The sequence below is a fragment of the Clostridium sp. 19966 genome (genome assembly GCF_032335695.1).
Classification (GTDB): Bacteria; Bacillota; Clostridia; order Clostridiales; family Clostridiaceae; genus JACTOJ01.
Window position 1 is genome coordinate 256,608 of sequence record NZ_JACTOJ010000001.1, and the last position, 13,735, is coordinate 270,342.

Sequence of the window (13,735 nt, forward strand, 5' to 3'; positions counted from 1 at the left end):
AAAATCAATTACAGAAAAGCTCTAATATATTCATTAATATATTAGGGCTTTTATCATATTTGTTTCCTTAGCTTAATATATTTTATGGTGAAATAAAAAACTAAGGAGGCAGCTTAAATATGGGAAATTATGATTCTCAATACGAAAATTATTACTCATCCATGATGAAAAGAAATGGATATGCTAAAAAAAATATTAGACGGGATAGAAACAACTTTAGTAAAAATATATTTGTTAAAAGGATATTGCAGGAACTGGCAGGAGTGCTTATTTTAATATTTATAGTTTTGATATGTAAATTTTATAAGAATCCCCAGACTTCAATGATATATACATACTTAAAACAGCAGGTAAACCGCAGCTATAACTATGATGAGATATATAATAAAATAATAACTTTTGATCCTAATTCTGTAGAAAGTGAATTAGAAGACTATATAGATAAATTCAAAATGAATATGGGACTAGGAATATCTCTGGAAGAAAAAGTGAAGCAAAATTATGTACCTCCAGTGCAGGGAAAGATATTAGCAAGCGATTCAAAGGGTGCCAAGGTAAGTTCAGATAAAAAAACCGATGTTAAGTGCTGTTTTGATGGAACTGTAGAAAGTGTGGGCAATGATTCTAAGCTTGGAAATTATGTTTCTGTGGATCATGGTGATGGCATAGAAACACAATATTATTCTCTTGAAAATGTAAGTGTTAAGAAGGGGCAGAAGTTAAAGAAAGGAGATACTCTCGGCAGTTCATCTCAAATATATTTTAAATTTCTTTATATGGGTGAAGAGAGAGATCCAAAGGAATATTTCAATTTTTAAACCAATTAGTTAAACAGCAATATTTAGGAGTGGCGAATGGTAAAACTTAATAGATTTTTTATTCCTTATGTTATCTTGCTCATATTTATTGGATTCAAAGGCGAACTTATTATTTCTTTTATGTTAGTCTTTCTTCATGAAATTGCGCACTATTTTACTGCAGTAGCTTTTGGTTATTCAGGGTTTGATGTTCGAATACTTCCTATCGGAGCTGTACTAAAACTAAAGGATTTAGATGAGGCCGAGCCTATAGAAGATTTTATCATATCCATCGCTGGGCCCCTTTTCAATTTATTCCTGGCAGGCTTATGTTATTTGGTAAGTCAGGTGAATGACAGCCATATGATTGATGCCTTAATTAAAAGCAATCTTTCGCTAGGAATATTTAATTTGATACCGGCTTTCCCTTTAGATGGGGGAAGAATTTTAAGAGATTTTTTAAGCACTAGGTATATTTATAGAAGAGCTAATGAGATAACCGTAATAGTAAGCATAATATTAGGATACTTTTTTTTAGGCATCTTTATTTTTTTGCTTTTTTTAAAGGTTTTTGATTATAATACCTGCATAATGGCGGCATTTATAATTATATCCTCCTATAAAGAAAAGGAAAGGATTGTGTATATTATTATGGCGGACATAGCTAGAAAAAAGAGAAAATTTCTTCAAAAAAAATATATAGAAAATCGAAGCTTGTCTGTACATTATAAAAGCCAATTATTGGATATACTTAGTATTGTGGATAAAAACAAGTATAATGTATTTGTAGTATTAGATGATGAGATGAGAGTGCTTGATGTGGTTTATGAAGAAGAATTGCTAGCCGCTCTTAAGGAATATGGCAATATAACCATGGAGGAGTTACTGGAAGATCATTAGAAAATAGCCTTGTTGACTAGCAGTTACTATGCTAGAATGTATATAGTTTTATGACATCATACCAAGAATGGAGAATTATAAGGATGAAACGAGTTAACGATGATATACTTTTTAAGGTTGAAAAACCAGCTAGATATATAGGCGGTGAATTAAACAGTGTAGTAAAGGATAAAAATTCGGTAGATATAAGATTTGCATTTTGTTTCCCAGATGTTTACGAGGTTGGAATGTCTCATTTAGGAATGAAAATACTTTATCACATATTAAATTTGAGAGAAGACACCTATTGTGAGAGATGTTTTGCACCTTGGCCGGATATGGAGAAAGAAATGAGAGATAATGATATATCTCTTTATGCTTTGGAAAGTAAGGACCCGCTTTCTGAGTTTGATTTTGTAGGCTTCACTCTTCAATATGAAATGAGTTACACTAATATATTGAATATGCTTTCCATGGCCAATATTCCATTAAGAGCTTCAGAAAGAAGAGAAGAAGATCCTATTGTAATTTGCGGAGGTCCCTGTTCTTATAATCCTGAACCCCTTTATGATATAGCTGATTTATTCCAGCTTGGAGAAGGAGAAGAAGCTTTAAATGAAGTGATGGATCTTTACAAAAGCTTTAAAGGAAGGAAGAGCAAAAAGGAATTTTTAAGAGAGGCATCACACATAAAGGGTGTTTATGTACCTTCATTATACGAAGTAGATTACAATGAAGATAATACAATAAAATCCTTTAAGCCTAAATATGAGGATGTTCCAGAAAAGGTAACTAAAAGATTCATTCCTAATCTGAATGATGCAGTATATCCTGAGGATATGATAGTACCTTATACAGAGATAGTTCATGACAGAATAATGCTGGAAACCTTCAGAGGATGTACAAGAGGCTGCAGATTCTGTCAGGCCGGAATGATATATAGACCTGTAAGAGAAAAAGCTTCAGATAAGCTTATGGAACAGGCAGATACTTTGCTTAAGAACACAGGTTATGAGGAAATATCTCTTACTTCTTTAAGCATATGCGATTATTCAGATATAAAAAATCTAGTGCTTTCGCTTATGGAGAAGCATAAGGAAGAAAAAGTAGGGGTTTCTCTTCCTTCTATAAGAATAGATTCTTTTTCTGTGGATCTCATAAATGAAATTCAAAAGGTCAGAAAGACAGGGCTTACTTTTGCGCCTGAAGCCGGAAGCCAAAGGATGAGAGACATAATAAATAAATGCGTAACAGAAGAGAATTTAATTGATTCTGTAAGGGATGCTTTTCAAGCAGGCTGGTCAACTATTAAGCTTTATTTCATGCTTGGACTTCCTTATGAAACTATCGAAGATGTGGTAGGCATAGCAGAACTTGGACAAAAGGTTGTAGATGAATACTATAAGGTGCCTAAGGAAAAAAGAAATAAGGGACTTAAGGTTACCATGAGTACATCCATATTTGTTCCAAAACCCTTCACTCCTTTCCAATGGGCACCTCAGGACAGAATGGAAGCAGTAAGAGAAAAGATAAATGCAGTTAGAAAAAATGTTAAGAGCAGAAATCTTACTTACAATTGGCATGAATCTCTAGTTAGCTATCTTGAAGCTGCTGTGGCTAGAGGAGATAGAAGGATATGCGATGTTTTAATAAAGGCGCATGAAAAAGGTGCTAAGTTCGATGGTTGGTCTGAATATTTCAGCTTTGATATATGGATGGAAGCTTTTAAAGAGTGCAATGTTGATGGAGATTTTTATGCTTATAGAAGCAGAGAATATAGTGAAATATTGCCTTGGGATTTTATTGACGTAGGTGTAAATAAGACATTTCTAATAGATGAAAATGAGAAAGCAAAAAATGCAGAGCTTACACCTGATTGCAGACAAGGATGCAAAAACTGCGGCATAAATGTAAACTTTAAAGAAGGGAAGTGCTTCCAGGGTGCGATATGTAATTAAATTTACCAAGGAAAATGAAATAAAATTTATTTCTCACTTAGATGTTATGAGAACGGCTCAGAGAGTGGTGAGAAGAGCAGGACTGCCTGTGGAATACTCTCAAGGCTTCAATCCTCACATGAACATGTCCATAGCTCAGCCTTTGTCAGTAGGTATGTACTCCCAAGGAGAATATATGGATGTGGTATTTACTGAGGAAGTTGATGAAAAAGCTATTATAGCTTCCCTAAATGAAAATGCGCCAAGAGGTATAAGGTTTATTGAGGCAGTTAAGGTGATTCAGCCCCCTTCTCAAGAAAAAAAGATTCCTCAAGTTATGGCGCTGATTGATGCAGCGGAATACGAGATAACTATCAAAACAGAAGATAGTAAGGCTGCAGCTGAAAGCATTGAGAGATTGATGAAGGAAGAAACTTGGGAAACTTTAAAGAAGAGCAAAAAAGGCGAAAAGCTTATTGATATAAAGCCTATGGTTAAAAAATTTGAATACTATGTTTCGGAAGAGAATATAAAGATAGCTGCAGTAATAAGCTGTGGAAGCAGAGAAAATCTTTCAGCAGAACTTTTGAGTAGCTTTATAATAAGCAAAGGTGAAGGATTTAAAAATGCCTTTGTAAACATGGAAAGAAAAGAAATGCTTGCAGAAAAAAAAGGAAAAATGGTACCTATATATAAATATTTTAATTAGAAGTTTTGAAATTTAAAGGGCTGTCGCACAATGAAGATAAAGTTATTTTAAAGAGAAATAGATGAGAACAAATTAATGATTAAAAAGTAAGAATTAAAAGTGAAGGTAAAAATTCAGACTTGCTGAATTTTTTATAAACTTATAGTTCAAAGAAATCGGTTCATAAAGAGCGATTTCCTCACTAACTATTAATTTTTTAATTCTTACTTCTTAAATGAAATTTATCGCTTACTAAGCGTATCTTATTATCTTAAAATTAATGATATTTTTGCGACATCCCCTTATAGGGGGCGATTTACAATTAAAGAACTTTTTATAGAGAGAAGAGAAGAAATACTGAGAATAGCTATAAAAGAAAATGGTATACTTGTGGATTGTTTTTTGGAAGAAGAGGAGAAAAATCCCTATCCTGGACAAGTGTATAAAGGAGTAATAAAGAATATAGTTCCCGCTATTAAAGGTGCTTTTGTAGACATTGGACTTGAAAAGAATGCTTTTTTGTATATGGAAGGAAAGTATGAGAAAAAAAATATAAGGAAGAATGATGAAGTTATAGTAGAAGTGGTAAAAGAAGAACTAGGGGATAAAGGCGCAAAGATTACTACCGCCTTCACTATACCAGGAAGATATTGTGTAATCATGACAGATAATAACTTTGTAAGTTTTTCCAGCAAAATATATGATGAGGACTTCAAAAAATATATATTAAGCAATATAAATAAGCCAGAAGAAATAGGTATAAAAATAAGGACAAATGCTCAATCAATCAATGTGGAGGATATAAACAAAGAAATAGATGAATTGTATGCTGCCTATAAAAAAATAACTGCAAAGGCGAAGTATTCTATAAAGCCCGAGCTTCTTTACGATGCAGGAGGAGTTCTCTTAAGAACTCTAAGAGATAATGTGGATGCTTCTACAAAAAGAATAGTTTTAGATAGCCAGAAGGACTATGAAAAAGTAATGGAATTTATAGAAGATAAGGCAGATATAATATCGGAAGTAAAGTATTATGATGGACACTGCTCTCTTTTTGACTTAGAAAATATAGAAAAGCAAATACTTCATCTTAGAAGCAGCAGAGTAAATTTAAAATGCGGCGGCTATATAATAATTGATAAGACAGAAGCTATGTATGTTATAGATGTAAACAGCGGAAAAAATGTGTCACCTTCACAGCTTGAAAAGACAGCTTTCTGTACTAATATGGAAGCTGCGGCTGAAGCAGCAAGGCAGATAAGGCTTAGAAATTTAAGCGGAATAATAGTTATAGATTTTGTTGATATGCATCTTGAAGAAAACAAATCAAAGGTTATTGAAGTTATAAGAAACGGTTTTTCTGGAGATAAGAATAAAACGGTGATATTTCCATTTACGGAGCTTGGATTAATTCAGATAGCTAGAAGAAGAAGAGGAAAAAACATATCAGAATACATAGAAGAAAACTGCAGTCAATGTGAAGGAAAAGGAAGAAAATTAAAATTTAGTTATATATGCATGCTTATCAGAAATGAAGTATTAAAGATGGAAGCTGAAGGTATCAATAATATTTTAATATCCATTAATGAGTACTATAAAATGCATATTGAAGAAGATAAGAATGGATTTATCGAAAGCATAAATGGAGAAAATAAAGGAATATATGTTAAATACATAAATGACATGGATAATTTTAAATTAAAACCTTTAATATTTAATAATCAGTTGGAAGATGCTGAAAAATATCAAATTAGGGGATAAATTTTCTTTACAAAGCAATTTATATATGTTAGAATGGCATTTGTAGACCGCACACATAGGGTTTTAAACATATTTATATGTACCTGAGATGGCGAGACTGGTTTGAGGAGGTGTTTTAATGTACGCAGTAGTAGTTACTGGAGGAAAGCAGTACAAGGTTTCTGAAGGAGATGTTATCTTCGTTGAAAAACTTGAAGCTGAAGTTGACTCCACAGTTGAACTTGATAATGTTCTTGTTGTATCTAAGGATAACGGAGAAGTTGTTGTTGGAAAGCCAGCAGTAGAAGGCGCAAAGGTTGTTGCAAAAGTTGCTGCTCAAGGAAAGGCAAAGAAGATTATAGTTTTCAAATATAAGCCTAAGAAGGATTATAGAAGAAAGCAAGGTCACAGACAACCATACACTAAGTTGGTTGTTGAGAAGATAGAGGCATAGTATGATAACTGTGCAATTTAAAAGAGATATTAAGTCTAAAATTCTAATAGGTTACAATGTTGATGGTCATGCTGAGTATCAGGATGGTGATACCATGGTTTACGATGATTTAGTTTGCGGAGTAGTATCCAATCTAGCTCAAGTAACCATAATTGGAGTTACTGAGGTGCTTGGAATTGATGCTTCATATGTGGCTGAAGAAGGAGATATAAGGCTTGATATATCTGAATTATCAATTGAAGCTATCAGCAGTTGTCAAGTACTTCTTGAAACAATGCTATTAGGTCTTCAAAGATTAGAAATTACTTATAGTGAATATATAAAAGTATTTATAGAGGAGGTGCGTTGATATGTTACTAATAAACCTTCAGTTATGTGCTCATAAAAAAGGAATGGGTAGTACTAGAAACGGTAGAGACAGTGAATCCAAGAGATTGGGAGTAAAATCTGCTGATGGACAGTTCGTTTTAGCTGGAAACATTCTAGTTAGACAAAGAGGAACAAAGATTCATCCAGGTGCTAACGTTGGTAAGGGCAGTGATGACACTCTTTTCGCTAAGATCGATGGTATCGTAAGATATGAAAGAGTTGGAAAAGATAAGAAAAAAGCAAGTGTATATCCAGTAGATGTAGAAGAAGTTTTAGCAGAGTAAAAAAAGGCACCCGGTAGGGTGCTTTTTTACTCTTAATATAAAATTTTTATTTAATGGCTGTGTTTTAATTTACCTCTGCAGGTTTTAGAATCATTTAAAACATAGCTTATTTAATGATAGCATTACAAATTTGCGGAAATAATAAGAAAAGAGGTGATTGCTTTGTTTATAGATAGAGCTAAAATATTTGTTAAATCTGGAGATGGCGGAAATGGTGCAATATCCTTCAGAAGAGAAAAATATGTACCATTAGGAGGACCTGATGGCGGAGATGGTGGAAGAGGAGCAGACGTAGTATTAGTAGCAGATAGCAATATGACCACGCTTATAGACCTTACTTATAAAAGAAAGTATGTGGCTGAAAAAGGAGTTAATGGATCTAGTTCTAAATGCTATGGTAAGGATGGAGAGACTTTATATATAAAAGTACCAACAGGCACCATAGTAAAAGATACTGATAGCGGTAAAATAATGGCGGATCTTTCTCATGGAGGAGAAACCTTTGTAGTAGCTAAAGGTGGAAAAGGCGGAAAAGGAAATGCTAAATTTGCTACTGCTACCAGACAGGCACCTAGCTTTGCCGAGCCTGGTATGCCTGGGGAAGAAAGATATATTACGCTTGAACTTAAACTTTTAGCTGATGTAGGTTTAATGGGATTCCCTAATGTAGGTAAATCCACATTGCTTTCAGTGGTTTCAAAGGCTAGACCTAAAATAGCTAATTATCATTTTACAACATTGAAGCCTAATTTGGGTGTGGTTAGCATGCCTGGAATAGAAAGTTTTGTAATAGCTGATATACCAGGTATAATTGAAGGCGCTTCCGAAGGAATAGGTTTAGGCTTGGACTTCTTAAGGCATATAGAAAGAACCAGAGTACTTATTCATGTGGTGGATATAAGTGGTGTGGAAGGAAGAGACGCTGTAGAAGACTTTATTAAAATTAATGAAGAGCTTAAAAAATACAGTGTAAAGCTTTGGGATAGACCTCAGATAGTAGCTGCTAACAAATCTGATATGCTTTTTGATGATGAAGTTTTTGAAAACTTTAAAAAGAAGCTAAAGGAAATGGGGTATGACAAGATTTATAAAATTTCAGCTGCCAGCAGACAGGGTGTTGACGAACTTATGAAGGCAGCAGCAGAGCTTTTGAGTACCATACCAGTGACAGAGCTTGAAATTAAGGAAGAAGATAAATTTGTACCTGAAGAAAAGAGATTTACTTATGATATAAGAGTTGAGGACGATGTTTATATTGTAGAAGGAAGCTTCGTAGACAGACTTCTGGCAGCGGTTAATGTAAATGAGCCGGATTCATTAAAGTATTTTCATAAGGTACTTAAGAATAAAGGAATCTTTGATGAGCTTTTAGAGTTAGGAATAAAAGATGGAGATACAGTAAGGCTCAATGATTTTGAGTTCGATTTCTTACTTTAAAAATTGGCTGTGTTTTAAGAAAACATCATATTTTTTATACATTACACTATAAAATATTATTGCGAGGTAAAAGATGATAACAAGCAAACAAAGAAGTTATTTAAGATCTCTAGCTAATGATATGGACCCTATATTTCAAATTGGAAAGGGCGGCATAGAAGAAACCTTTTTAAAACAGGTGGATGATGCATTAGAGGCTAGAGAAATAATAAAGCTTAAGATTCTTAATAATAGCGGATATGAGGCAAGAGAAGCCAGTGACATAATATGTGAGGAATTAGGCTGCGAAGGAATTCAAGCAATTGGCAATAAGATTGTCTTATATAGAAAATCTGCTAAGAAACCTAAAATTGAACTGCCTTAAAGGAAGATGTGCATGATTAAAAAAGGGATTTTTGGAGGAACCTTTGATCCGATTCATATAGGGCATATTTATATTGCTCAGGAAGCAATATGGAAGCTGGGATTAGAAAAATTAATGATTATGCCCTCCGGCAATCCTCCGCATAAAAGAAATAAACATATTACTGAAGGTAAATTGAGATACGAAATGGCAAAGCAGGCCGTTAAAGATAGGGATGGGATGGAAGTAAGCGATTATGAGATAAAAAAAGAAGAATTTAGTTATACTTTTCAGACCATTGAATATTTTAATGAAAAAGATGGCAATAATACTGAATGGTATTTTATTTGCGGCTGTGATTGCCTTTTCGATTTGGATAAGTGGAAAAATGTAGATAGAATAATGCAGGGTTGTACTTTAGCAGTATTTAAACGCAGTGGATATAGTTTAGAAGAAATTCATGCTAAAAAGAAAGAAGTAGAAGAGAAATATAAAAAAGATATCCTGTTTTTGGATATTCCTTTGCTTGAGATTTCATCTACTTATATAAGAAAATGCATAGGTGAAAATAAGAATATTTCTTTTTTTCTACCTGAAGGGGTTCAGGAAATAATTAATAAGAATGAGTTATATAAAAAGGAAGAGGATATAGATGTGGAATGAAGAAGATATACTAACCTTCTTAAAGCAGAAGCTTCCTCAGCGCAGATTCAATCATGTTATGGGTGTGAGAGATACAGCAGTTAAATTGGCAGAGAGATATGGCGCTAGTAAGAAAGCTGCTGCAACTGCTGCACTTTTACATGATTGTGCTAAAAATATGAAGAATGAAGAACTGCTTCAAATTGTGAGAAAAGGTGGATATGAACCGGATTTTGTTCAAGTAAATGCTCCTCAATTACTTCATAGTGTAGTTGCTATTATAATAGCTAAGGAGAAAATGAGCATAATAGACGAAGATATTCTAAATGCGGTTAGATACCATACTACTGGGAGAGAAAACATGTCTCTTCTAGAAAAAATAATATACATAGCTGATTATATTGAACCATCAAGAAATTTTCCTGAAGTTGAATATTTCAGAGAGAAAGCTTTTTTAAATTTGGATGAAACTCTTCTTGAAGCCCTAGAAAATTCTATCAAATACGTTGTAGGAAAAAAAGATCTACTGCATCCGGATACTGTTTTAGCAAGAAACTTTATGCTTATTCATATTAAAAAGGATAAAAGTGAAATCTAGCACTAAAGAAAATATAAAGTTTATAACTTTATTTATTTTAATTATAGGTATTACAGCTGTTATAATTGGGGGATCTAGTATATATACATATCTAAATGGATTTAATTCAAAGGATAATATTGTAGAACCTAATGAAGTAAAAAATGATAATTCTCCAGTAAATATATTACTTGCTGGAGTTGATATAGGGAATGGACAAAAAAATATCAGTTACAGCAGAACAGATACACTTATGCTTTTGAATTATAATCCTAAGGAAGAAAAGCTTAGTATTATATCTATACCTAGAGATACGTTAATACAGATTAACAATAAAAACGATAAAATAAATTCTGCAAGTGTATATGGCGGACCTAAATTGACGATAGCAGCTGTTGAATATATGCTAAACATAGATGTAAACTATTATGCATATGTTGATTACTCTGGCTTTAGAAACATAGTTGATATTATTGGCGGAATAGATATGGAAATAAAAAATAATATGGATTATGATGATACTGCTCAGAATCTCCATATACATTTTAATAAGGGAGAAAGCATTCATTTAGATGGAAAGAAGGCAGAGGAATTTTTTAGATGGAGAAAAAATAACGATGGAACTGGACTCGCTATGGGGGATTTAGACAGAATAGCAAATCAGCATGAGTTCATAAACAAAGTAATAGAGAAGCTTAAAAGCCCATCTATGATCACTAAAATTCCTAGCGTCTTGAGCGCAATGCCTAAATATATAAAAACTAATATGAATGGAAAAGCCATTCTTAAATATGGATTATTGTTTTCTGATAGTTTGAAAAAAGGCTATACAATTTCCACATTAAAGGGTGACATAGAGTATTTAGATGGTGTATCATATTTTGTGTATGATGAAAAGCAAAATAAAGATTTAATAAGTAAACTTAATTAAAGTTTTATTAGGGGGATTTATAATGAAAGAAATTTTAAAAACAGAAAAAGCACCTGCAGCCATAGGACCATATTCACAGGGAATAAAAGCTGGCAATTTTGTGTATACTTCTGGACAGCTTCCTATAGATATGAATACGGGAATTTTAGTTGAAGATGATATAAAGAAGGCTACCGCTGAATCACTTAATAACGTGAAAGCTATATTAAATGCTGGTGGAGCTGAACTTGAAGATGTAGTTAAAGTAGTTATTTTCATGAAGGATATTAATGACTTCACTGCAATGAATGAGGTATATGGAGAATATTTCAAAGAAAATCAGCCAGCAAGATCCTGCGTGCAGGTAGCTAAGCTTCCTAAAGATGCGCTTATTGAAATAGAAGCCATAGCTGTCGTAAAGTAAATGGATAGTAAATTATACTTTACCATAGATAAGGAAGCAGCAGGAAGAAAGCTTAGGGATTATCTGAAAAATGCAGAAGAATTGTCCACTAGGCTTATTCGAGCAGCAGCTTTTGAGGGAAGAATAAAGGTTAATGGTAATGTTGCTAAATTAAATTATGTCTTAAAGTCTAATGATAAGTTAGAGGTTACTTTAAGCAAGTTCGAAGAGCAGAATATTCTGCCTGAAGAAATGGATCTGGATATAGTTTTTGAAGATGAGGACTTGATAGTAATTAATAAGCCTCCTTTTATGGTAGTTCATCCTACTAAGAGTCATCCTGTGGGAACCTTGGCTAATGGAGTGTTATATCATTTTAAAGCTAACGGAGAAAATTGTATTGTAAGACTCGTAAGCAGATTAGATAGGGACACTTCTGGGCTTATAGTTATTGCTAAAAACCAGTACAGCCATATGTTCTTAGCTAAAGAAATGGAAAAGAATGCTTTTAAAAAAGGTTATACGGCAGTTATATGGGGAAACCTAGCTGAAGAAAAAGGAACTATTGATGAACCTATATATAGAGACTCAGAAGACAGCATAAAAAGAATAGTAGATGAGCGAGGTCAGAGAAGCATAACCCATTATGAAGTAGCAGAACATATTGAAAATGCTGACATCTTAAATTTGCAGCTGGAAACTGGAAGGACTCATCAAATAAGAGTTCATTTGAGCCATAAGGGACATCCTATAATAGGTGACACTTTATATGGTAAAGGTGAGGATGGAGAGCTGATAGATAGGCAGGCACTTCATGCCAGCAAAATAAGTTTTATTCACCCAAGAAAGAAAGAACTAATTAATTTAGTATGTAAAATTCCATATGATATGGAACAGCTTATAGATAAACTAAAAAGACTTAGGTAATAAGAGGATTACCTAAGTCTTTTTCTTGCTAAATATCTTTTGTTTTTGATATTTACTGCTCTTATTCTTAATAATACCACGACTATTGCAATTGCTAAGATAACCTTTGGTACAGCTGAGCCGCTTTTTTTCGAAGTTTCATTCTTAGCAGCAGCAGGAGTATAATCTTTGCTGCTGAGTAAATCTACAGTGCCTATTTGAGCATTATTTAATAATATATTAGCTTTGCCTATTACATCGCCAGCTTTTATTGGATTTTTGGCAGATAAATTATTATTATAAGAATCTTGTATTACAGGTGTAGTAGTATCTCCGTTCTTCTCGGTGTAAAGAAAATCCTGTGAAGCAGTAACGGGTATTGATACGCTGCTTGAAAGTTTAAATGTTCCGATAGAATCACCCTTGCTAAATAATTTCTTGTTAGAGAAATTATTAAAACCGTAATCGAAAAGTTCTTTAGATTCATCGTAATAGCTTTTTTCTTTTGAATGAACAAAGGCTACAATTAAAAGCTGACCATTTCTTTCAGCTGCAGCGGTGTAAGAAAATAGAGAATCTATAGTATAACCAGTCTTGCCGGCTATGGCATCCTTGTAATAATATTTTGAGTTTTTGGTTATCAGCTTATCCTCATTTGATATAGTTCTTCCTTCTGGAACTTTATTGTTAGGAGGCATCTTGTATATTATGGTCTGAGAAATTTGCTGATATTCCTTATATTGTACTAATGCTTTCATAAATAATGCTAAATCATGAGCGCTGGTTTTATGGTCTTTATTGTATAATCCGCAGGGATTTACAAAGTTAGTATTTGTAGCGCCTAGCTCTTTTGCCTTAGCGTTCATTAATTCTACAAACTTATCTGCAGAGCCTGCAACATATTCAGCTAAAGCATAAGCACAATCATTTCCAGACTGAAGATTTAATCCATATAGCAAATCTCTTACTGTTACTTCTTCACCCTCTCTAAGACCTATGGAACTTCCTTCTATAGAAGCAGGAACCTTTCCTATAGTTACCTTAGTGTCAAGACCGCCTTTTTCAAAAACTAACAGATTTGTCATTATCTTTGTAGTAGATGCAGGCGGATATGCAGTATCAGGATTTTTAGAATAGAGGATAGTTCCTGTGTTACCGTCTATAAGCACTGCACTGTCTGCAGCAGAATTTGGTTCAGGACTATTTCCTTGGGCATAGCTCACGTAAGGTATGTTCACAAAAAATAAAATAAATATGATAAAAAAGATAGCGAATTTTTTCATAGGTATCCTCCAATAGTTAGTTAAAAATCTGCTCTGTTACTTTATATAAAATAGAATTTATTTTTCAATTAAATTAAAACTTATAA

General features: G+C 33.3%; 16 protein-coding genes. 15 read left to right on the forward strand and 1 reads right to left on the reverse strand.

Going from position 1 to position 13,735, the window contains the following annotated elements; genetic code table 11:
* Positions 1-119: 119 nt before the first annotated feature.
* From IAI10_RS01130 to IAI10_RS01200, 15 genes are all read left to right on the forward strand, one after another.
* On the forward strand, positions 120-818 hold the full coding sequence (locus IAI10_RS01130) for a M23 family metallopeptidase (protein ID WP_315671461.1): 699 nt from the start codon (positions 120-122) through the stop codon (positions 816-818).
* Between the two features lie 36 nt (positions 819-854).
* Positions 855-1,697: a M50 family metallopeptidase gene (locus IAI10_RS01135; RefSeq protein WP_315671462.1), complete on the forward strand. Its 843-nt coding sequence runs from the start codon at positions 855-857 to the stop codon at positions 1,695-1,697.
* Between the two features lie 83 nt (positions 1,698-1,780).
* Entirely contained in the window at positions 1,781-3,634 is a 1,854-nt protein-coding gene (locus IAI10_RS01140; protein WP_315671463.1) for a TIGR03960 family B12-binding radical SAM protein, read from the forward strand.
* Positions 3,618-4,322 (forward strand): TIGR03936 family radical SAM-associated protein, encoded by a 705-nt coding sequence (locus IAI10_RS01145; protein ID WP_315671464.1) that lies wholly within the window; start codon positions 3,618-3,620, stop codon positions 4,320-4,322. Before IAI10_RS01140 ends, IAI10_RS01145 begins: the two co-directional genes overlap by 17 nt.
* A 348-nt stretch (positions 4,323-4,670) precedes the next feature.
* Entirely contained in the window at positions 4,671-6,062 is a 1,392-nt protein-coding gene (locus tag IAI10_RS01150; protein WP_315671576.1) for an Rne/Rng family ribonuclease, read from the forward strand.
* A gap of 118 nt (positions 6,063-6,180) precedes the next feature.
* A complete protein-coding gene (gene rplU, locus IAI10_RS01155; RefSeq protein ID WP_315671465.1) occupies positions 6,181-6,495 on the forward strand; it encodes a 50S ribosomal protein L21 in 315 nt (104 codons plus the stop codon).
* 1 nt (position 6,496) lies between these two features.
* Positions 6,497-6,844 (forward strand): ribosomal-processing cysteine protease Prp, encoded by a 348-nt coding sequence (locus IAI10_RS01160; protein WP_315671466.1) that lies wholly within the window; start codon positions 6,497-6,499, stop codon positions 6,842-6,844.
* 1 nt (position 6,845) lies between these two features.
* Positions 6,846-7,148 carry a 50S ribosomal protein L27 gene (gene rpmA, locus IAI10_RS01165; protein WP_315671467.1) on the forward strand — a complete coding sequence of 101 codons (303 nt, stop codon included), beginning with the start codon at positions 6,846-6,848 and terminating at the stop codon, positions 7,146-7,148.
* 162 nt (positions 7,149-7,310) lie between these two features.
* A complete protein-coding gene (obgE, locus tag IAI10_RS01170; RefSeq protein WP_315671468.1) occupies positions 7,311-8,585 on the forward strand; it encodes a GTPase ObgE in 1,275 nt (424 codons plus the stop codon).
* 73 nt (positions 8,586-8,658) lie between these two features.
* Entirely contained in the window at positions 8,659-8,949 is a 291-nt protein-coding gene (yhbY, locus tag IAI10_RS01175; protein WP_315671469.1) for a ribosome assembly RNA-binding protein YhbY, read from the forward strand.
* 12 nt (positions 8,950-8,961) lie between these two features.
* Entirely contained in the window at positions 8,962-9,591 is a 630-nt protein-coding gene (gene nadD / locus IAI10_RS01180; RefSeq protein WP_315671470.1) for a nicotinate-nucleotide adenylyltransferase, read from the forward strand.
* On the forward strand, positions 9,581-10,168 hold the full coding sequence (gene yqeK, locus IAI10_RS01185; protein ID WP_315671471.1) for a bis(5'-nucleosyl)-tetraphosphatase (symmetrical) YqeK: 588 nt from the start codon (positions 9,581-9,583) through the stop codon (positions 10,166-10,168). Before nadD ends, yqeK begins: the two co-directional genes overlap by 11 nt.
* Positions 10,158-11,078, forward strand: coding sequence for an LCP family protein (locus tag IAI10_RS01190; protein WP_315671472.1), 921 nt, complete (start codon positions 10,158-10,160; stop codon positions 11,076-11,078). The genes yqeK and IAI10_RS01190 overlap by 11 nt, the downstream gene beginning before the upstream one ends.
* A gap of 22 nt (positions 11,079-11,100) precedes the next feature.
* Positions 11,101-11,481 (forward strand): RidA family protein, encoded by a 381-nt coding sequence (locus IAI10_RS01195; RefSeq protein WP_396334329.1) that lies wholly within the window; start codon positions 11,101-11,103, stop codon positions 11,479-11,481.
* Positions 11,482-12,387 carry an RluA family pseudouridine synthase gene (locus IAI10_RS01200; RefSeq protein ID WP_315671473.1) on the forward strand — a complete coding sequence of 302 codons (906 nt, stop codon included), beginning with the start codon at positions 11,482-11,484 and terminating at the stop codon, positions 12,385-12,387.
* An 8-nt stretch (positions 12,388-12,395) separates the two neighbouring features.
* On the opposite strand, the gene IAI10_RS01205 is transcribed toward IAI10_RS01200, so the two are convergent.
* Positions 12,396-13,649 carry a D-alanyl-D-alanine carboxypeptidase family protein gene (locus IAI10_RS01205; RefSeq protein WP_315671474.1) on the reverse strand — a complete coding sequence of 418 codons (1,254 nt, stop codon included), beginning with the start codon at positions 13,647-13,649 and terminating at the stop codon, positions 12,396-12,398.
* Between the last annotated feature and the right edge of the window lie 86 nt (positions 13,650-13,735).

Excerpts from the sequence above, each read along its gene's own strand:
- IAI10_RS01130 (WP_315671461.1), top strand. The coding sequence starts at position 120 with ATGGGAAATTATGATTCTCAATACGAAAATTATTACTCATCCATGATG.
- IAI10_RS01135 (WP_315671462.1), top strand. The coding sequence starts at position 855 with ATGGTAAAACTTAATAGATTTTTTATTCCTTATGTTATCTTGCTCATA.
- IAI10_RS01140 (WP_315671463.1), top strand. The coding sequence starts at position 1,781 with ATGAAACGAGTTAACGATGATATACTTTTTAAGGTTGAAAAACCAGCT.
- rplU (WP_315671465.1), top strand. The coding sequence starts at position 6,181 with ATGTACGCAGTAGTAGTTACTGGAGGAAAGCAGTACAAGGTTTCTGAA.
- IAI10_RS01160 (WP_315671466.1), top strand. The coding sequence starts at position 6,497 with ATGATAACTGTGCAATTTAAAAGAGATATTAAGTCTAAAATTCTAATA.
- rpmA (WP_315671467.1), top strand. The coding sequence starts at position 6,846 with ATGTTACTAATAAACCTTCAGTTATGTGCTCATAAAAAAGGAATGGGT.
- yhbY (WP_315671469.1), top strand. The coding sequence starts at position 8,659 with ATGATAACAAGCAAACAAAGAAGTTATTTAAGATCTCTAGCTAATGAT.
- nadD (WP_315671470.1), top strand. The coding sequence starts at position 8,962 with ATGATTAAAAAAGGGATTTTTGGAGGAACCTTTGATCCGATTCATATA.
- yqeK (WP_315671471.1), top strand. The coding sequence starts at position 9,581 with ATGTGGAATGAAGAAGATATACTAACCTTCTTAAAGCAGAAGCTTCCT.
- IAI10_RS01195 (WP_396334329.1), top strand. The coding sequence starts at position 11,101 with ATGAAAGAAATTTTAAAAACAGAAAAAGCACCTGCAGCCATAGGACCA.
- IAI10_RS01200 (WP_315671473.1), top strand. The coding sequence starts at position 11,482 with ATGGATAGTAAATTATACTTTACCATAGATAAGGAAGCAGCAGGAAGA.
- IAI10_RS01205 (WP_315671474.1), bottom strand. The coding sequence starts at position 13,649 with ATGAAAAAATTCGCTATCTTTTTTATCATATTTATTTTATTTTTTGTG.